Origin of the sequence: Streptomyces lomondensis (assembly GCF_014651035.1) — a bacterium.
Lineage (GTDB): Bacteria > Actinomycetota > Actinomycetes > Streptomycetales > Streptomycetaceae > Streptomyces > Streptomyces lomondensis.
In genome coordinates, this window is record NZ_BMWC01000001.1 from 1,448,997 (window position 1) to 1,467,086 (window position 18,090).

At 72.0% G+C, this 18,090-nt stretch carries 16 protein-coding genes; 6 read left to right on the forward strand and 10 right to left on the reverse strand.

All coding sequences use genetic code 11. The features are described from left to right. Nucleotides 1-55 precede the first annotated feature (55 nt). The 5 genes from IE255_RS06290 to IE255_RS06310 form a co-directional block, all read right to left on the reverse strand. Entirely contained in the window at nucleotides 56-808 is a 753-nt protein-coding gene (locus tag IE255_RS06290; RefSeq protein WP_190049090.1) for an amino acid ABC transporter ATP-binding protein, read from the reverse strand. After that, nucleotides 805-1,701 carry an amino acid ABC transporter permease gene (locus tag IE255_RS06295; RefSeq protein ID WP_190049091.1) on the reverse strand — a complete coding sequence of 299 codons (897 nt, stop codon included), beginning with the start codon at nucleotides 1,699-1,701 and terminating at the stop codon, nucleotides 805-807. Before IE255_RS06295 ends, IE255_RS06290 begins: the two co-directional genes overlap by 4 nt. Continuing rightward, nucleotides 1,698-2,576 (reverse strand): ABC transporter substrate-binding protein, encoded by an 879-nt coding sequence (locus IE255_RS06300; protein ID WP_190049092.1) that lies wholly within the window; start codon nucleotides 2,574-2,576, stop codon nucleotides 1,698-1,700. Before IE255_RS06300 ends, IE255_RS06295 begins: the two co-directional genes overlap by 4 nt. A 322-nt stretch (nucleotides 2,577-2,898) precedes the next feature. Next, the gene (locus tag IE255_RS06305; protein WP_190049093.1) at nucleotides 2,899-3,555 is read right to left on the reverse strand and encodes an MBL fold metallo-hydrolase; all 657 of its coding nucleotides are present in this window, start codon (nucleotides 3,553-3,555) and stop codon (nucleotides 2,899-2,901) included. Between the two features lie 75 nt (nucleotides 3,556-3,630). Beyond that, nucleotides 3,631-4,320 (reverse strand): maleylpyruvate isomerase family mycothiol-dependent enzyme, encoded by a 690-nt coding sequence (locus IE255_RS06310; protein WP_190049094.1) that lies wholly within the window; start codon nucleotides 4,318-4,320, stop codon nucleotides 3,631-3,633. A 223-nt stretch (nucleotides 4,321-4,543) separates the two neighbouring features. On the opposite strand from IE255_RS06310, the gene uvrA reads away from it, so the two are divergent. Beyond that, nucleotides 4,544-7,555, forward strand: a complete 3,012-nt coding sequence (gene uvrA, locus IE255_RS06315) for an excinuclease ABC subunit UvrA (RefSeq protein WP_190049095.1) — start codon at nucleotides 4,544-4,546, stop codon at nucleotides 7,553-7,555. A 69-nt stretch (nucleotides 7,556-7,624) separates the two neighbouring features. Here the strand turns inward: uvrA and IE255_RS06320 are convergent, their stop codons facing one another. Next, entirely contained in the window at nucleotides 7,625-8,182 is a 558-nt protein-coding gene (locus IE255_RS06320; protein WP_190049096.1) for a YceI family protein, read from the reverse strand. 101 nt (nucleotides 8,183-8,283) lie between these two features. Here IE255_RS06320 and IE255_RS06325 point away from each other — a divergent pair, with 101 nt between their 5' ends. Continuing rightward, complete coding sequence (locus IE255_RS06325; protein ID WP_190049097.1) at nucleotides 8,284-9,147, forward strand: helix-turn-helix domain-containing protein; 864 nt, start codon at nucleotides 8,284-8,286, stop codon at nucleotides 9,145-9,147. An 83-nt stretch (nucleotides 9,148-9,230) separates the two neighbouring features. Here IE255_RS06325 and IE255_RS06330 read toward each other — a convergent pair whose 3' ends face one another. From IE255_RS06330 to IE255_RS06345, 4 genes are all read right to left on the reverse strand, one after another. Next, nucleotides 9,231-10,136, reverse strand: coding sequence for a carbohydrate kinase family protein (locus IE255_RS06330; protein ID WP_190049098.1), 906 nt, complete (start codon nucleotides 10,134-10,136; stop codon nucleotides 9,231-9,233). After that, nucleotides 10,133-11,170: a LacI family DNA-binding transcriptional regulator gene (locus IE255_RS06335; RefSeq protein WP_190049099.1), complete on the reverse strand. Its 1,038-nt coding sequence runs from the start codon at nucleotides 11,168-11,170 to the stop codon at nucleotides 10,133-10,135. Before IE255_RS06335 ends, IE255_RS06330 begins: the two co-directional genes overlap by 4 nt. Before the next feature lie 132 nt (nucleotides 11,171-11,302). Further along, nucleotides 11,303-12,250: a hypothetical protein gene (locus IE255_RS06340; RefSeq protein ID WP_190049100.1), complete on the reverse strand. Its 948-nt coding sequence runs from the start codon at nucleotides 12,248-12,250 to the stop codon at nucleotides 11,303-11,305. A 281-nt stretch (nucleotides 12,251-12,531) separates the two neighbouring features. Further along, nucleotides 12,532-12,684, reverse strand: a complete 153-nt coding sequence (locus tag IE255_RS06345) for a hypothetical protein (RefSeq protein WP_190049373.1) — start codon at nucleotides 12,682-12,684, stop codon at nucleotides 12,532-12,534. Nucleotides 12,685-12,948: 264 nt separating this feature from the next. Here IE255_RS06345 and uvrC point away from each other — a divergent pair, with 264 nt between their 5' ends. The 4 genes from uvrC to whiA are packed head-to-tail and all read left to right on the forward strand — an operon-like array spanning nucleotide 12,949 to nucleotide 18,015. After that, nucleotides 12,949-15,003: an excinuclease ABC subunit UvrC gene (gene uvrC, locus IE255_RS06350; protein WP_190049101.1), complete on the forward strand. Its 2,055-nt coding sequence runs from the start codon at nucleotides 12,949-12,951 to the stop codon at nucleotides 15,001-15,003. Beyond that, on the forward strand, nucleotides 15,000-15,959 hold the full coding sequence (gene rapZ / locus IE255_RS06355) for an RNase adapter RapZ (protein ID WP_190049102.1): 960 nt from the start codon (nucleotides 15,000-15,002) through the stop codon (nucleotides 15,957-15,959). Before uvrC ends, rapZ begins: the two co-directional genes overlap by 4 nt. After that, nucleotides 15,956-17,035 (forward strand): gluconeogenesis factor YvcK family protein, encoded by a 1,080-nt coding sequence (locus IE255_RS06360; protein ID WP_190049103.1) that lies wholly within the window; start codon nucleotides 15,956-15,958, stop codon nucleotides 17,033-17,035. Before rapZ ends, IE255_RS06360 begins: the two co-directional genes overlap by 4 nt. Further along, nucleotides 17,026-18,015, forward strand: coding sequence for a DNA-binding protein WhiA (gene whiA / locus IE255_RS06365; protein ID WP_190049104.1), 990 nt, complete (start codon nucleotides 17,026-17,028; stop codon nucleotides 18,013-18,015). The genes IE255_RS06360 and whiA overlap by 10 nt, the downstream gene beginning before the upstream one ends. Nucleotides 18,016-18,090: the final 75 nt, after the last annotated feature.

Here is an 18,090-nt window from a genome sequence, read left to right on the forward strand (position 1 = left end):
CGTTCACCGCTCCCCGCCCGTGTGTGTAAGCCCCGCCGACCAGGACGGCCGCCCCTTACAACCGCCCCGCCTCCACGATCCGGCGCAGGAAGCGCCGCGTGCGCTCCTGCCGCGGGTCCCCGAAGACCTGCTCGGCGGTGCCGCGCTCCAGCACCACGCCGCCCTCCAGGAAGCACACCTGGTCGGCGACCTCACGCGCGAAGCCCATCTCGTGCGTGGCCAGCACCATGGTTATGCCCTCTTCCTTCAGCCCGCGGACGACGGTGAGCACCTCGCCCACCAGCTCGGGATCGAGGGCGGCGGTGATCTCGTCGAGCAGCAGCAGCCGGGGGCGTACGGCCAGGGCGCGGACGATCGCCACGCGCTGCTGCTGGCCCCCGCTCAGCCGGTCCGGGTACTCGCCCGCCTTCCCGCCCAGCCCCAGCCGCTCCAGCAGCTCACGCGCGCGTGCCTCGGCCTCGGCCCGGGGCACGCCGTGCACCCGGCGCGGAGCCAGCGTGATGTTCTCCAGGACCGTCATGTGCGGGAACAGGTTGTACGCCTGGAAGACCACGCCGATCCGGCGGCGCACCGCGTCCTGGTCGACACGCGGATCGGTGATCTCCTCGCCGTCCAGCCAGATCGCCCCGTCGTCGATCTCCTCCAGCAGGTTCGCGCACCGCAGCAGCGTGGACTTGCCGGAGCCGGAGGCGCCGATCAGCGCGGTGACCGTGTGCGGGGCGACCTCCAGGTCGACGTCCTGCAGCACGACCGAGCCGCCGAAGGTCTTGCGGACGGACTCCATCCGGAGCACGGGCGTCTCGCTCATGTGGTTCCTCCCTGGGCCCGCCGGCGGTCCATCCGTGCCGTCACCCAGTCCGTCAGGCGGGTCATGGGGATGGTCAGGGCGACGAAGACCAGCCCGGCGACGATGTACGGCGTGTAGTTGAGGCTGCGGCCGACGATGATGTCGGCGGCCCGTACGGCGTCCACCGCACCGCCGATCGAGACGAGCCCGGTGTCCTTCTGGAGCGACACCAGGTCGTTCAGCAGGGGCGGCACCTGGCGGCGCACCGCCTGGGGCAGCACCACGTACCGCAGCGCCTGCCGGTTGCCGAGCCCGAGCGAGCGGGCCGCGGCGCGCTGCGAGGGGTGCACGGACTCGATGCCGGCCCGGAACACCTCGGCGACGTACGCCGAGTACGTCAGGGTGAGCGCGGTGCCGCCGAGGAGCACCGGGTCGACGGTCACCCCCTGGAGCCGCAGCGCCGGGACGCCGAGCACCACGATCATCAGGTTGATGATGAGCGGCAGCCCCCGGAAGAAGTCCGTGTACGCGGCGGCCAGGAACCGCAGCGGGAAGAACACCGGGCCGCGCAGGGTCCGGGCGACGGCGATCAGCATGCCGAGGACGAGTACCGCGGCCCCGCAGACCAGCAGCAGCCGCACGTTCAGCCACAGCCCTTCGAGGACCTTCGGGAACGCCTCGCGCGCGTACCCCCAGTCGAAGAACGTCTCCTGAGTGCGCGGCCAGCCCGGCGCGTTGACGACGACCAGGTAGAGGACGGCTCCGGTGACGAGGGTCGACACCGCCCCGATCGCGGTGGCGCGCCGGGCGCGGGCGCGCTTGTGGCGCTCGCGGTCCAGGCGCCGCTGCGACGGGACGTAGTCGTCCGGGGCGTCCTGCTTCTCGGAGCCCGGCTCCGTTTTGTGCACCGTCACTTGAGCACCGGCGCGTCGACGGCGTCCGACAGCCACTGCTGCTCGATCCGCGCGAGCGTGCCGTCGCCGCGCAGCGCGTCCACGGCCCGCGAGACGCAGGGGGTGAGCGCACTGCCCTTGTCGAGCACGAGACCGAACTGCTCCGGCGTTCCGCCCTGGTGCTCGAACTGGCCGACGATCGTCGCGTCCGTGACCTCGGCACCGGTGATGTAGAAGGCGGTCGGCAGGTCCACGACGATCGCGTCGACCTGGCCGTTCTTCAGGGCGGACTTGGCCTGGTCGTTCTTGCCGTACACGGCGGCCGGCCGCGTGGGCCGCACCACGTCGTCGATGTAGTCGAGGCTGGTGGTGCCGACCTGGGCGCCCAGCTTCACGCCCTTCAGGTCGGCGACGCTCTTCGCCTTCGCGGCCTTGGAGCCCTTCAGCGCGACGACGGCCTGGCGCACGTCGTAGTAGCCGGACGAGAAGTCGACGGCCTTCTTGCGCTCCTCGCTGATGGACACCTGGTTGATGTCGAAGTCGAACGTCTTCTCACCGGGCGCGAAGGCCTTGTTGAAGGGAACGGTCTGCCAGGCGACCTTGTCCTTGCCGTACCCGAGCTCCTCGGCGACGGCGTACGCGACCGCCGACTCGAAGCCCTTGCCGTTCGCGGGGTCGTCGTCCTTGAACCAGGGCTCGTAGGCGGGTTCGTCGGTGGCGATCGTCAGCCTGCCCGGGGTCTCGGTGGCCAACTTGCCCTTGGCGCACGCGTTTCCGGCCGATGTCGAAGGCTTGCCCGAGGACGACGCGTCCGGCTGCGGGGCACAGCTCACGGCGGTGGCGAGGAGGGCGACGGCGGCGGCAGCACGGCGCAGGGCACGCGGGGCAGGATGCATGGCGGGAGACTGGCAGCCGACGGACCCGTTTGTCGAGGTCACGGCAACAGACGTCCGGATGGTGGGACCGGGTGTTGCGATCAGATGAACGCGCCCCGCACGCCGCCGCGTTCGGTGGAGGCCGGGGCCGCCGGCCGAGGGCGGGGATCGACAGGCCGGCGGCCCATCCGCCCAGGAGCCGTCTTCCTGCGCGGGGCTGCTACCAGTTGACTGCGCAACTACGTAGAAGGGGAGCGTATGTGCGACGCCAGCATGTGCGAATGATTCACACGGGGCGCGTGCGCGGCCCGCCGCTGCACAGGCGTGCGCCCCGCGCGGTCGCTCACCACCCGCGCGCGTGCCACTCCGGCAGCTGCGGGCGTTCCGCGCCCAGGGTCGTGTCGTTGCCGTGCCCCGGATAGACCCATGTCTCGTCCGGCAGGACGTCGAAGATCTTGGTCTCGACGTCGTGGATGAGACTGGCGAACGCCTTGGGGTCCTTGTGGGTGTTGCCCACACCGCCGGGGAAGAGACAGTCCCCCGTGAACACATGGGGATGTCCGTGCGGGTCGTCGTAGACGAGGGCGATCGAGCCGGGTGTGTGCCCGACCAGATGGCGCGCGGTGAGTTCCACGCGCCCCACCCGGATGGTGTCACCGTCGTCGACCAGCACGTCGGTCGGTACGGGGATGCCCTCGGCGTCCTCCCGGCCCGCGTACGTGCGGGCGCCGGTGGCCGCCACGACCTCGGCGAGCGCCTGCCAGTGGTCGCCGTGCCGGTGGGTCGTGACGACCGACGCGATGCCGTCGTCACCGATCATGCCGAGCAGCGTCTCCGCCTCGTTCGCGGCGTCGATCAGCAGCTGCTCGTCCGTGGCCCGGCAGCGCAGCAGATAGGTGTTGTTGTTCATCGGACCGACCGCGATCTTGGTGATCATCAGGTCCTTGAGCTCGTGCACGTCGGCAGGTCCGCCGACCGTCACCTGTCCGCTGTACGTCATGTCCGCCAGCCTATAGCGGGGGAGCCGCCCGGGCCCTGGAGCGGGGGAGCGGGGGAGCGGGGGAGCGGCCCGGGCCTAGAGCGGGGGCAGCGCGGGGAGCGGGCCGCCGGCCGGCTGCAGCGCGGATCCGGTACGGCGGCCGGCCAGCCAGCCCAGCAGGTCGGCCGGCGGTCCGGTCACGGTCACCTCGGGGCCGCCGTCCGCCTCCCGTCCCGTGCTCCACGCGCGCGTGCCGTCCGTGAGGCGCGTGGGCGGCACGTCGGGGTGCCCGGAGAACCGGTCGGCGAGGAAGGCGATCTCCCGCTCGGTGAACTCCGCCGGAAGATCCTCCAGCTCGTACCCGATCCCCAGGTCCACATGGTGCAGCTCCACCTCCACCCACCGCCGGAACGGCACCCGGGACGCGGAGTCCGTGACCCCGCCCCGCAGCTCCACGGTGCGCGACCAGTCCGCCGGAGCCTCCCCGGCCTCCTGGAAGCGGGCCGCGCTCTCCCGCAGGTCGGCGAGGTGGACGTAGAGGGCGCGCGGGGCGTCCCGCTCGATGTCGGCGTCCCGGGCCTCGCCGGAGACGTACATGGGGCGGCCCTCCAGGACGTTCACGAGGGCGTCCGCGTTGCGGGCGAGGTGGGCCAGGACGTGGCCGCGGCTCCAGCCCGGCAGCCGTGACGGCTGCGTCACAGACGCGTTGTCCAGTTTGCCGACTGCGGTCAGCAGCCGGTCCGTCGCGTCACGTACAGACGCCAGGTCATGCGCGTGATCAATCATGGTGCTGACCCTAGCTCCGCCACACCTTCGGGTGAAGGTGGTGAGCCAGTGCCGTAAATCGAAAGCACGTGCTATATGGTCGGACGTGGCGTCGGGCATGCTGGAGAGCCGGGGTTTGTTGGCAACCCGTGAATCCGACCGGCGTTGTCAGTGGCTCCCCCTAGTCTGAGAAAGCACGGGGGCCCCGCCCCTGTCACTTCTCTCAAGAAAGGTGCGGACCGGCGTGGCCGACCGTCTCATCGTTCGTGGAGCGCGCGAGCACAACCTCAAGAACGTCTCGCTCGACCTCCCGCGCGACTCGCTCATCGTCTTCACGGGCCTGTCGGGGTCGGGCAAGTCCTCGCTGGCCTTCGACACGATCTTCGCCGAGGGACAGCGGCGCTACGTGGAGTCGCTCTCCTCGTACGCCCGGCAGTTCCTCGGCCAGATGGACAAGCCGGACGTCGACTTCATCGAGGGCCTCTCCCCGGCGGTCTCCATCGACCAGAAGTCGACCTCGCGCAATCCGCGCTCGACGGTCGGCACGATCACCGAGGTCTACGACTACCTGCGCCTGCTCTTCGCGCGCATCGGCAAGCCGCACTGCCCCGAGTGCGGCCGCCCCATCTCCCGCCAGTCGCCGCAGGCCATCGTCGACCGGGTCCTGGAGCTGCCCGAGGGCAGCCGCTTCCAGGTGCTGTCGCCGTTGGTGCGCGAGCGCAAGGGCGAGTTCGTCGACCTCTTCGCCGACCTCCAGACCAAGGGCTACTCCCGCGCGCGGGTGGACGGCGAGACGATCCAGCTGTCGAACCCGCCCACGCTGAAGAAGCAGGAGAAGCACACCATCGAGGTGGTCGTCGACCGCCTCACGGTCAAGGACAGCGCCAAGCGCCGACTCACCGACTCCGTGGAGACCGCCCTCGGCCTGTCCGGCGGCATGGTCGTGCTCGACTTCGTCGACCTCCCCGAGGACGACCCCGAGCGCGAGCGCATGTACTCGGAGCACCTGTACTGCCCGTACGACGACCTGTCCTTCGAGGAGCTGGAGCCCCGCTCCTTCTCCTTCAACTCGCCCTTCGGCGCCTGCCCGGACTGCACCGGCATCGGCACGCGCATGGAGGTCGACCCGGAGCTGATCGTCCCGGACGAGGAGAAGAGCCTCGACGAGGGCGCCATCCACCCCTGGTCGCACGGCCACACCAAGGACTACTTCGGCCGCCTCATCGGCGCCCTGGCCGACGCGCTGGGCTTCCGTACGGACATCCCCTTCGCGGGCCTGCCGCAGCGCGCCAAGAAGGCCCTGCTCCACGGCCACAAGACCCAGGTCGAGGTCCGCTACCGCAACCGCTACGGCCGCGAGCGCCGGTACACCACGGCCTTCGAGGGCGCCGTCCCCTTCGTCAAGCGCCGGCACAGCGAGGCCGAGAGCGACGCCAGCCGCGAGCGCTTCGAGGGCTACATGCGCGAGGTGCCCTGCCCCACCTGTGAGGGCACGCGCCTGAAGCCGATCGTCCTGGCGGTCACGGTCATGGGCAAGTCCATCGCCGAGGTCTCCGCGATGTCGATCAGCGACTGCGCGGACTTCCTGGGCGAGCTGAAGCTCACCGCCCGCGACAAGAAGATCGCCGAGCGCGTGCTGAAGGAGGTCAACGAGCGGCTGCGGTTCCTGGTCGACGTCGGCCTGGACTACCTCTCGCTGAACCGCGCGGCCGGCACGCTCTCCGGCGGCGAGGCCCAGCGCATCCGCCTGGCCACGCAGATCGGCTCCGGACTCGTCGGCGTCCTGTACGTCCTGGACGAGCCGTCCATCGGCCTGCACCAGCGCGACAACCACCGGCTGATCGAGACCCTGGTCCGGCTGCGCGACATGGGCAACACCCTCATCGTCGTCGAGCACGACGAGGACACCATCAAGACCGCCGACTGGATCGTCGACATCGGCCCCGGCGCCGGTGAGCACGGCGGCAAGGTCGTGCACAGCGGCTCCCTGAAGGAACTCCTCGCCAACGACGAGTCGCAGACCGGCCAGTACCTGTCCGGCAGGAAGGCCATCCCGCTGCCCGACATCCGGCGACCGCTGGACCCGTCCCGGCAGCTCACGGTGCATGGCGCCCGGGAGAACAACCTTCAGGACATCGACGTCTCGTTCCCGTTGGGCGTCTTCACCGCCGTCACCGGCGTCTCCGGCTCCGGCAAGTCGACCCTGGTCAACGACATCCTGTACACGCACCTGGCCCGCGAGCTGAACGGCGCGAGGAGCGTGCCGGGGCGGCACACGCGCGTGGACGGCGACGACCTCGTCGACAAGGTCGTGCACGTGGACCAGTCGCCCATCGGCCGCACCCCGCGCTCCAACCCGGCGACGTACACCGGCGTCTTCGACCACATCCGCAAGCTGTTCGCCGAGACCACCGAGGCGAAGGTCCGCGGCTACATGCCCGGCCGCTTCTCCTTCAACGTCAAGGGCGGCCGCTGCGAGAACTGCGCGGGCGACGGCACCATCAAGATCGAGATGAACTTCCTCCCGGACGTCTACGTCCCGTGCGAGGTCTGCCACGGCGCCCGGTACAACCGGGAGACCCTGGAGGTCCACTACAAGGGCAAGTCCATCGCCGAGGTCCTGAACATGCCGATCGAGGAGGCCACCGAGTTCTTCGAGGCCGTCCCCGCCATCGCCCGGCACCTCAACACGCTCAAGGACGTCGGCCTCGGTTACGTTCGCCTCGGCCAGGCCGCGACCACCCTGTCCGGCGGTGAGGCGCAGCGCGTGAAGCTCGCCAGCGAGCTGCAGAAGCGCTCCACCGGCCGCACGGTCTACGTCCTGGACGAGCCGACCACCGGTCTGCACTTCGAGGACATCAGCAAGCTGCTGAAGGTCCTGTCCGGCCTGGTCGACAAGGGCAACACGGTCATCGTCATCGAGCACAACCTCGACGTGATCAAGACCGCCGACTGGATCGTCGACATGGGCCCCGAGGGCGGCGCAGGCGGCGGCCTGCTCGTCGCCGAGGGCACGCCCGAGCAGGTCGCCGCGGTCCCGGCCAGCCACACCGGCAAGTTCCTCCGGGAGGTCCTCGGCGCCGACCGCATCAGCGACGCGTCCTCCGTGAAGGCACCGCGCCGCACGGCGGCCAAGAAGACGGTCCCGGCACAGGCCAGCGCGACCAGGACGGTCAACAGCAGCGCCGCCAAGAAGACAGCCGCCAAGACCACCAAGGCCGCCGCGAAGAAGACCACGCGGACGACCAAGGGCTGACGGCCCCCGCCGAACGACGCGCAGTGCCCCACAGGAAACTCCTGTGGGGCACTGCGCGTCGTCGTACGGTCAGGCGTCCTTCGGCTCCACGAACTGCATGTCGAGCTGGATCTTCACCACTTCGCCGAGCAGTCCGGGGGCGAAGTCGAGCCCGAAGTCGCTGCGCCGGATCTCACCCGTCGCCTCGAACCCGGCGTGCCGGCTGCCGTCCATGGGGACGTCGACCAGCCCGCCGAACTCCACGGCGAGCGTCACCGGGCGGGTCACGTCGCCGATCGTCAGCTCGCCCTCCATGGTCCAGTCCTCGCCCGCGCCCGACACCCGCGTCGAGCGGTACGTCATCGTCGGGCGCTTCGCGACGTCGAGCAGGTCGGAGGCGCGGACGTGCGCGTCCCGGTCGGCGTTGCCGGTGTTGACCGAGGCCAGGTCGACCGTCGCGGAGACCCGCACGTCCTCGACCCGTTCCCCGACGAACAGTTCGGCCTCCAGCCGCTCGAAGCGCCCCCGCACCTTGGCGATGCCCAGGTGACGGATGGTGAAGTTCACGGAGGAGTGGAACGGGTCGAGGGCCCACTGCCCCGGAGCGAGCGGCAGGGGAGTGGCGGCGGTGGCGGTGTCATTCGTCATGCCCTCCACCCTGAGGGCTGCGCGGCCCGTGAGGGAGACCGGCCGGAGCCTGGTAGTGACGGGGCCACCCTCCGCGCTCGCGGGCGCTGTACGTTCGGCGGGTGAGCGACAACGAGTTGGGCACGTACCTGCGCACCTGGCGCGAAGCCGTCACCCCCGCCGAGGCCGGCCTGCCCACGGGACCGCGGCGGCGCACCCCGGGCCTGCGGCGCGCCGAGCTGGCCACGCTGGCCGGCATCAGCGTCGAGTACCTCACCCGGCTGGAACAGGGCCGCGACCGCAACCCGTCCGCCCAGGTGCTCGGCGCCCTCGCCGACGCCCTGAACCTGTCTCTCGGCGACCGGATCCTGCTGCGCCGCCTGACCAAGGAGGCGGACGGCGGCGACCCGCTGCTCTGCGCGGCGGCCCCGACGCTCAGCCGCACGGCGCGCCCCACCGTACGGGCCGTACTGGACCGCCTGGAGCCGGCCCCCGCCGTGGTGGTCAACTGGATCGGCGACGTCCTCGCCCACACGGCCGGGTACGACCGGCTGGTCGGCCCCATCGGCCTGCTCGACGACGAGCGGCCCAACCTGCTCCGGTACCTGTTCACCGACGAGCGGGCACGCACCGCCTACCGCGACTGGGACAAGGTGGCCGACGACCTCGTCGCCCGGCTCCGGCACGGCGTGCCCCTCCGGGACCCGTACCTCGCCCAGCTGGCCGACGAGCTGACCGTGACGGCCGGGGCGGAGTTCGCCGACCGGTTCGCCGATCTGACCACGACACCCCGGCGGACGGGCTCCCAGCACCTCGAGCACCCGGAGGCCGGTTCCCTGCGACTGCTGCACGAGACGCTCGCCCTCCCCGACGAGGGACAGCGCCTCATCGTCCACCTGCCCGCGGACGACGCCACGGCCGCGGCCCTGGACCGCCTCGACGGCCGCCGCCCCGGCGCGCTGCGGGCGGTGGAGGACACCGGCTGAGGCACTTTGCGCGCTGCGGGCGGTGGAGGACACCGGCTGAGGCACCTCGGCGGACCGCGGCCGCGCGGGAGGCCCCGTACCCGTCAGCCGTCCAGTTCGTGCGCGTACGGCGGCTCGGCCCCCGCGCGCGAGCACGTGATCGCCGCCGCCCGGGCCGCGAAGCCCAGCAGCTCCGCCCAGCCGTCCGCCCCCAGGGCGGCCAGTGCCCGGGCGCTGAGCGCGTCCCGCGCCGCGAGTCCGTGCAGCAGGGCCGCGTTCACCGTGTCGCCCGCGCCGATCGTGTCCACGACGTCCACCCGCTCGCCCGGCACCGCGTACTCGCCGTCGGCGGTGAAGGCGGTCAGCCCGTCGCCGCCCCGGGTGATCACGACCGCCGCCGGTCCGGCCGTCAGCCACTCCTGGGGCGTGCCGCCGAGCCACCGGGCGTCCTCCTCGGACAGCTTCAGCAGCGTCACCGACGGCAGCCAGTTCTTGAACCGCGCCCGGTAGGCGTCCGCGTCCGGGATCAGCCCGGCCCTGATGTTCGGGTCGAGCGCGGTGAACACGCCTTGCGCGGCCGCCGAGCGCATCAGCTCCTCGTACGCGCTCGCCCCCGGCTCCAGCACCAGCGAGCAGGTCCCGAAGGAGACCGCGCGCGTGTCGTCCGGCAACACGGAGGGCGCCGCGAACAGCCGGTCCGCCGTCCCCTCGACGTAGAAGGAGTACGCCGCCGAGCCGTCCTCGCCGACCGTGGCGACGGCGAGCGTCGTCGGCTCGGTGCCGCGCTGCACCGGTGACACGTCCACCCCGGTCTCGCGCAGCCGGTCCAGCAGGGCCTCCCCGAAGGCGTCGTACGACACCCGGGAGCAGAAGGCGGCGGGGGAGCCGAGGCGGCCCAGCGCCACCGCCGTGTTGTACGGGCCGCCGCCGAGCGCCGGCTGAAGGGCCGCCAGGGCGCCCGCGCCCTGCGGTACCAGGTCGATCAGTGCCTCACCGGCGACGACGATCACGACGGGGTTCCTTTCTCGGACGGGCAGCCGCACGAAGTGCGGTGGACGAAGGTGCAGGGCAGCCGCACGGTCCGGGCGGGCCGGTCCGGCTCGTCGAGACGCTCCAGGAGCACGCGTACGGCCCGGGCGCCGATGTCTTTGCTGGGCTGCGCGATCGCGGTGAGCCGGGGCGCGAACAGATCCGCCCAGGCGAAGTCGTCGAAGCAGCACAGCGCGAGGTCGCCCGGCACGGACAGGCCGTGGGCGCGCAGGGCCCGCAGCGCCCCGATGGTCATGGCGTTGTTGCCGGTGACCAGCGCGGTGGGCGGCGCGGCGAGGGACAGCAGCTCCGCGGTCGCCTGCTCGGCGCCGGCCGATTCCGAGTCGCCGTGCACCAGGAGCCGCTCGTCGTACGGCAGGCCCGCGAACGCGAGACCGCTGCGGTAGCCCATGATCCGCTCGCTCGTGGTGCTGAGCCCCGGCCGCCCCGCCACCAGCCCGATCCGCCGGTGGCCGAGCCCGGCGAGATGGGTGACCAGCCGGGACGTCGGTTCGGCGTTGTCGGAGCAGACCTGGTCGAAACGCGGACCCCCGTCCGTCCCCGGCGCGTCCACCAGCCGGTCCAGGAACACGGCCGGTACGGCGTGCCGCCCCAGGTAGGCGAGCAGCCCCCGCGGATCGGCGGAGGGCGCGACGATCATGCCGTCCACCCGGCGCTCGTGCAGCAGCTGGACGACCTTGCGCTCGTGCTCGGGGTCGTCGTGCGGATCGGCGATGAGCAGGCTGTAGCCGGCCTCCAGCGCGGCGGCCTCGACGCCCTGGAGGATCTCCGTGAAGTACGGATTGCTGATCGCCGACACCGCCAGCCCGATGGACCGGGTGCGGGACGTCACCAGGGAACGGGCCAGGGTGTTCGTGGTGTAGCCGAGCTCCTCCACGGCGTCCAGGACCGCCTGCCGGGTGTGCGGCAGCACCGGCCGGGTGCCGTTCAGCACGTGCGAGACGGTCGCCACGGAGACACCGGCGCTCCGTGCGACGTCGGCCATGGTCGCCATGCCGCTCCCTCCTCCTCTTCCGGCGGGGAACGTATCGCATTCGCGGCCGGACGTAAACGCTTACGCAAGCGTTTACGTCCGAAGGGCCGCGCAGCACCATGCCTGGCGCCGAGCGCCCCGAGGCCGGACCCGCTACTCCCAGTCCCAGCCGATCCCCAGGAAACCGGCCCGCACCCGCGGCTCCACCAGGTGCACCGACCGGTGCCGGCCGCTCATCGCCAGCTCCTGGCACCCAGTGCGCGGCGCCGCCGCCGAATGCTGGGCGAACCGGTGGCAGCGCAGCGGAAGCGCCGCCGCGTCGAAGCACACCTGGAGCGCGTACTGGCCGCCGGCGGAGTCGAAGCCGCGGACGTACTCGCGCGAGACCCCCGCCGTGCCGTCCTCCACGCTGTACCGGAACAGGAACGTGTCCCCGGCCCGCAGCCGGGTGTCGAAGAGCAGCTCGGCCGCGAGCACCCCCGTGTCGCTGTGCCAACGGACGCGTCCGGTACGGCAGTTCTCCAGGGCGTGCACCCGAATGCGCTCCGGCACGGCTCCCCGGTCGCCGTGGTGGACGGCCACGAAGCGGTCGACGCCGTCCCGGTGGGCGCGCACGATGTGGTGCGACTCGCGCTCGGCCAGCTCGCGCCGCGCCCCGATCCGGAGCCGCTCGTGGTGCCCGAGGGTGTGCAGGCCCCCGTCCGGCGGACAGCCCAGCTCGGCCAGCAGCTGGTCCAGGACCCCGGAGGCCTCGACGAGGGAGCGGTAGGACCGGGCCGCGGACCGCTGCCCGGACGGGCCGTCGCCGGACTCGGCGAGCAGCCGGATCAGAGACTCCTCGGGCAGCTCCAGGATCTCCTCCAGCGCGCGCACGGCCCGCAGCGACTCGGGGCGCTGCGGACGCCTCGCACCCTGCTGCCAGTAACTCAGGCTGGTGACGCCGACCTTCACGCCGTGGCGGGACAGATGGTGCTGCACGCGTTGCAGGGGCAGCCCGCGGGCGGCGATCGCGGCACGCAGGGCGACGTGGAAGGGGCCGCCCCGCAGGGCCGAGTCCAGTTCCGCGGTGGCGACGTCCGCGTGCTGTGGGGCGTGCGGCATGCAGGGGCCTCTCTGTGAGTCGGCGACGGCTGGTCAGACCGTTCGCGCGGGCCGCCCGGGGCCGTCCCGCCGACGCAGGGGAGGTCTTCACATCCGTACGCCGTCGTTCAGGGACCCGAGTTCCCCCGCATTGAAGCGTGTTGACCTGGTCCCGACAACACCTGATGCCGGACGGTGACGTAGCCCGGCCCGGGACGCTCCGGACATGCGAACACCCAGGCGCTCCGGACATACGAACGCCCGGGGCGCGGCCCCGGGCGTTCGCGGCAGGCGGTGAGCTTCTAGGAGTGTTCGCCTCCGGCCCGCTCCTCCAGGGCCAGGCGCTTGGCCCGCACTATGTCGGGGTCGCGCGGGTCCAGGACGTCGCGCAGCGCGAACGCCTCGTCCGCGTACCGGCGGGCCCGGACGGTCCGCCGGGTTTTCTCGATCCGCATCCGCTTCATCTGCGCAGCCCTCCGACCCGTGGCCCGCCCGCTCCGCACCCGAAGCGGCCGGCCCGCACTGACAACCTGTGTCTGCACCGACACGGCCTCCGTCCGCCGGACGACGCCGTGTCCCCGTGGGAAGCCTGCATTCCCGCTCCCGGCCCGCCGTAACCCCGCCGCGGGACATGCCGTTGGAAACTGCCTCCCGCCGAGCCCGTGATCGAGCCACGCGCTCCCGCCGGACTGTCGGTCCCCGCCAGTAGGGTGTGAGACATGGCCGACCCCTCCAGCTACCGCCCCAAGCCGGGTGAGATCCCCGACTCTCCGGGGGTCTACAGGTTCCGTGACGAGCACCGCCGGGTGATCTACGTCGGAAAGGCGAAGAGCCTGCGCCAGCGCCTGGCGAACTACTTCCAGGACCTGGCGGGCCTCCACCCGCGCACCCGCTCCATGGTCACCACGGCCGCGTCCGTGGAGTGGACGGTGGTGTCCACGGAGGTCGAGGCGCTCCAGCTGGAGTACTCGTGGATCAAGGAGTACGACCCCCGGTTCAACGTCAAGTACCGCGACGACAAGAGCTACCCGTACCTCGCGGTGACGATGAACGAGGAGTACCCGCGCGTACAGGTGATGCGCGGTCACAAGAAGAAGGGCGTGCGCTACTTCGGTCCCTACGCGCACGCGTGGGCGATCCGCGACACGGTCGATCTCCTGCTGCGCGTCTTCCCCGTGCGCACGTGCTCGGCCGGCGTCTTCAAGAACGCCGCCCGCACCGGCCGCCCCTGCCTCCTCGGCTACATCGGCAAGTGCTCGGCCCCCTGCGTGGACCGGGTCTCCGCCGAGGAGCACCGCGAACTGGCCGACGAGTTCTGCGACTTCATGACCGGCCGGACGACCACGTACATCCGCCGCCTGGAGAAGCAGATGGGCGAGGCGGCCGAGGAGATGGAGTACGAGCGGGCGGCCCGCCTGCGCGACGACATCGAGGCCCTGAAGAAGGCCATGGAGAAGAACGCGGTCGTGCTCGCCGACGCGACCGACGCCGACCTGATCGCCGTCGCCGAGGACGAGCTGGAGGCGGCCGTCCAGATCTTCCACGTGCGCGGCGGACGCGTCCGCGGCCAGCGCGGCTGGGTCACCGACAAGGTCGAGGAGATCACCACCGGCGCCCTCGTGGAGCACGCCCTCCAGCAGCTGTACGGCGAGGAGACCGGGGACGCCGTCCCCAAGGAGGTCCTGGTCCCCGCCCTGCCCGACCCCGTGGAGCCCGTCCAGGAGTGGCTCGCCGGGCGGCGCGGCTCCGGTGTCTCCCTGCGCATCCCGCAGCGCGGCGACAAGAAGGCCCTCATGGAGACGGTGCAGCGCAACGCCCAGCAGGCGCTCGTGCTGCACAAGACCAAGCGCGCCTCGGACCTCACCACGCGCTCGCGCGCCCTGGAGGAGATCGCCGACGCCCTCGACCTGGACAGCGCCCCGCTCCGGATCGAGTGCTACGACATCTCCCACCTCCAGGGCGACGACGTCGTCGCGTCCATGGTCGTCTTCGAGGACGGGCTGGCCCGCAAGAGCGAGTACCGGCGGTTCCAGATCAAGGGCTTCGCAGGCCAGGACGACGTCCGGTCCATGCACGAGGTGATCACCCGCCGCTTCCGCCGGTACCTCGCCGAGAAGGAGAAGACCGGCGAGTGGACCGAGAACGAGGACGGCACCGCCGAGAACTCCGCGGACGGCCTCAAGGACGACGACGGCCGCCCCAAGAAGTTCGCCTACCCGCCCCAGCTCGTGGTCGTCGACGGCGGCGCCCCGCAGGTCGCGGCCGCCCAGCGGGCGCTGGACGAACTCGGCATCGACGACATCGCCGTGTGCGGCCTGGCCAAGCGCCTGGAGGAGGTCTGGCTGCCCGGTGACGACGACCCGGTCGTCCTGCCCCGCACCAGCGAGGGCCTGTACCTGCTCCAGCGCGTCCGTGACGAGGCCCACCGGTTCGCGATCAGCTACCAGCGCACCAAGCGGTCCAAGCGCTTCCGCTCCAGCCCCCTGGACGACGTCCCAGGGCTGGGGGACACGCGCAAGCAGGCACTTCTGAAGCACTTCGGTTCGTTGAAGAAACTGCGATCCGCCACCATCGACCAGATCTGCGAGGTCCCGGGCATAGGCCGCAAGACCGCCGAGACGATCGCGGCGGCCCTCGCCCAGGCGGCCCCGGCCGCACCCGCCGTCAACACGGCGACTGGAGAGATCATGGAAGAGGAACCCGGCACCATGGGTTCCAGTGGGGAGCCCGTGACGATGGGCGCCCCGGACGAACGACGGGGGCAGGAGACATGAATGTGAACGAGCACGACGGGCAACACGAGCAAGCCGGAGACGGAGCACAGGTGAGTACGGGCACGCCCAACGACAAGGCCCCGGCCCCGGAGGCGGCCATCCCCGAGCTGGTGATCATCTCCGGCATGTCCGGAGCGGGCCGCTCGACGGCCGCGAAATGCCTGGAGGACCTGGGCTGGTTCGTCGTCGACAACCTGCCGCCCGCGCTGATCCCCACCATGGTGGAGCTCGGCGCCCGCTCCCAGGGCAACGTGGCCCGGATCGCCGTCGTCGTCGACGTCCGCGGCCGCCGCTTCTTCGACAACCTCCGCGAGTCGCTGGCCGACCTGGAGGCGAAGAACGTCACCCGGAGGATCGTCTTCCTGGAGTCCTCCGACGAGGCCCTGGTGCGCCGCTTCGAGTCGGTGCGCCGCCCGCACCCCCTCCAGGGCGACGGCCGCATCGTCGACGGCATCGACGCCGAGCGCGAGCTGCTGCGCGAGCTGCGCGGCGACGCCGACCTCGTGATCGACACCTCCAGCCTGAACGTGCACGAGCTGCGCGCCAAGATGGACGCCCAGTTCGCGGGCGAGGAGGAGCCGGAGCTGCGGGCCACGGTGATGTCCTTCGGCTACAAGTACGGCCTGCCGGTCGACGCCGACCTCGTCGTCGACTGCCGCTTCCTGCCGAACCCCCACTGGGTCCCGGAGCTGCGCCCGTACACGGGCCTCAACGAGGAGGTGTCGGGTTACGTCTTCAACCAGCCCGGCGCCAAGGAGTTCCTCGACCGGTACACGGAGCTGCTCCAGCTCATCGCCACCGGCTACCGCCGCGAGGGCAAGCGTTATGTGACCATCGCCGTGGGCTGCACGGGCGGCAAGCACCGCTCGGTCGCCATGTCGGAGAAGCTCGCCGCCCGGCTCGCCGCCGAGGGCGTGGAGACGGTGGTCGTACACCGGGACATGGGACGCGAATGACACGACGTACTCCGCGGCTGAGCCGGCTGCGCCGGGTGATGCCCGAGGGCAACACCGGCGGAAAGGGCGGCCGGCCCGCCGAGGCCCGGGGCGGCCGACCGCGCCGCCGCGGCACCCAGCCCAAGGTCGTCGCCCTCGGCGGCGGCATGGGCCTGTCCGCCTCGCTCGCCGCCCTGCGCCGGATCACCGGCGACCTCACCGCCGTCGTCACCGTGGCCGACGACGGCGGCTCCAGCGGCCGGCTGCGCGACGAGCTGGGCGTGCTGCCGCCCGGCGACCTGCGCAAGGCGCTGGCCGCGCTGTGCGGCGACGACGACTGGGGGCAGACCTGGGCCCGGGTCATCCAGCACCGCTTCCAGTCCAAGGGCGACCTGCACGAGCACGCGGTCGGCAACCTGCTGATCGTCGCCCTGTGGGAGCAGCTCGGCGACCACGTCCAGGCCCTCGACCTGGTCGGGCGGCTGCTGGGCGCGCAGGGGCGCGTGCTGCCCATGTCCGCCGTCCCGCTGGAGCTCCAGGCCCTCGTCAAGGGCCACGACCCGGATCGCCCGGACGAGGTCGAAACGGTCCGCGGCCAGGCCACCGTCGCCCTCACCCCGGGCGAGGTGCAGTCCGTGCACCTCGTGCCGAACGACCCGCCGGCCGTGCCCGAGGCGGTCGAGGCCGTCCTGGACGCGGACTGGGTCGTGCTCGGCCCCGGCTCCTGGTTCTCCTCGGTCATCCCGCACCTGCTCGTCCCCGAGCTGCTGGACGCGCTCACGCAGACCAAGGCCCGGCGGGTACTCTCCCTGAACCTCGCCCCGCAGCCCGGAGAAACCGAGGGCTTCTCCCCGCAGCGTCATTTGGAGGTTTTGGGACGACACGCCCCTAAACTCGCCCTGGACGTGGTGCTGGCCGACGAGGCCGCCGTGCCCGACCGCGCCTTGCTGACCGATGCCGCCAAGCGGTTCGGGGCCGCGGTCGAGCTGGCGCCGGTGGCCCGGCCCGACGGGACCCCGAGGCACGACCCGGAGCTGTTGGCCGCCGCGTACGACCGTATTTTTCGGATGCATGGAAGGATCGGCCCATGGCGATGACGGCAGCGGTGAAGGACGAGATCTCCCGGCTCCCCGTCACCCGGACCTGCTGCAGAAAGGCGGAGGTCTCCGCCATCCTGCGGTTCGCCGGCGGCCTCCACCTGGTGAGCGGTCGGATCGTGATCGAGGCGGAGCTGGACACCGCGATGGCGGCCCGCCGCCTCAAGCGGGACATCCTGGAGATCTTCGGCCACAGCTCCGAGCTGATCGTGATGGCTCCGGGCGGGCTGCGCCGCGGTTCGCGCTACGTGGTGCGGGTCGTCGCGGGCGGCGACCAGCTGGCCCGCCAGACCGGCCTGGTCGACGGGCGGGGCCGCCCGATCCGCGGCCTGCCCCCGCAGGTGGTCTCGGGGGCCACCTGCGACGCCGAGGCCGCCTGGCGTGGCGCGTTCCTGGCGCACGGCTCGCTCACCGAGCCCGGCCGCTCCTCCTCCCTGGAGGTGACCTGCCCGGGCCCCGAGGCCGCGCTCGCCCTGGTCGGCGCCGCCCGCCGCCTCCAGATCCCCGCGAAGGCCCGCGAGGTGCGCGGTGTGGACCGGGTCGTCGTCCGCGACGGCGACGCGATCGGCGCCCTGCTCACCCGCCTCGGCGCCCACGAGTCGGTGCTGGCCTGGGAGGAGCGCCGGATGCGCCGCGAGGTGCGCGCCACGGCGAACCGGCTCGCCAACTTCGACGACGCCAATCTGCGCCGCTCGGCCCGCGCGGCCGTCGCCGCCGGTGCCCGGGTGCAGCGCGCCCTGGAGATCCTCGGCGACGACGTGCCCGAGCACCTCGCCGCGGCCGGCCGGCTGCGCATGGAGCACAAGCAGGCCTCCCTGGAGGAGCTGGGCGCGCTCGCCGACCCGCCGCTGACCAAGGACGCCGTCGCCGGCCGCATCCGCCGGCTGCTGGCCATGGCCGACAAGCGCGCCTCCGACCTCGGCATCCCGGGCACGGAGGCGAACCTCTCCGAGGAGCTGGCCGACAACCTCGTGGGCTGACCTCACAGGCCGTCATCACACCGGTGCCGACGCCCACTTGGGTGGTCGGCACCGGTGTGTGCGTGTCATTGAGGC

What these genes read in the sequence shown, in the direction of transcription:
- IE255_RS06320 (WP_190049096.1), bottom strand. Translation starts at nt 8,182, where the DNA reads ATGACGAATGACACCGCCACCGCCGCCACTCCCCTGCCGCTCGCTCCG.
- IE255_RS06300 (WP_190049092.1), bottom strand. Translation starts at nt 2,576, where the DNA reads ATGCATCCTGCCCCGCGTGCCCTGCGCCGTGCTGCCGCCGCCGTCGCC.
- IE255_RS06305 (WP_190049093.1), bottom strand. Translation starts at nt 3,555, where the DNA reads ATGACGTACAGCGGACAGGTGACGGTCGGCGGACCTGCCGACGTGCAC.
- uvrC (WP_190049101.1), top strand. Translation starts at nt 12,949, where the DNA reads ATGGCCGACCCCTCCAGCTACCGCCCCAAGCCGGGTGAGATCCCCGAC.
- IE255_RS06335 (WP_190049099.1), bottom strand. Translation starts at nt 11,170, where the DNA reads ATGGCGACCATGGCCGACGTCGCACGGAGCGCCGGTGTCTCCGTGGCG.
- IE255_RS06310 (WP_190049094.1), bottom strand. Translation starts at nt 4,320, where the DNA reads ATGATTGATCACGCGCATGACCTGGCGTCTGTACGTGACGCGACGGAC.
- rapZ (WP_190049102.1), top strand. Translation starts at nt 15,000, where the DNA reads ATGAATGTGAACGAGCACGACGGGCAACACGAGCAAGCCGGAGACGGA.
- whiA (WP_190049104.1), top strand. Translation starts at nt 17,026, where the DNA reads ATGGCGATGACGGCAGCGGTGAAGGACGAGATCTCCCGGCTCCCCGTC.
- IE255_RS06340 (WP_190049100.1), bottom strand. Translation starts at nt 12,250, where the DNA reads ATGCCGCACGCCCCACAGCACGCGGACGTCGCCACCGCGGAACTGGAC.
- IE255_RS06345 (WP_190049373.1), bottom strand. Translation starts at nt 12,684, where the DNA reads ATGCGGATCGAGAAAACCCGGCGGACCGTCCGGGCCCGCCGGTACGCG.
- IE255_RS06360 (WP_190049103.1), top strand. Translation starts at nt 15,956, where the DNA reads ATGACACGACGTACTCCGCGGCTGAGCCGGCTGCGCCGGGTGATGCCC.
- IE255_RS06290 (WP_190049090.1), bottom strand. Translation starts at nt 808, where the DNA reads ATGAGCGAGACGCCCGTGCTCCGGATGGAGTCCGTCCGCAAGACCTTC.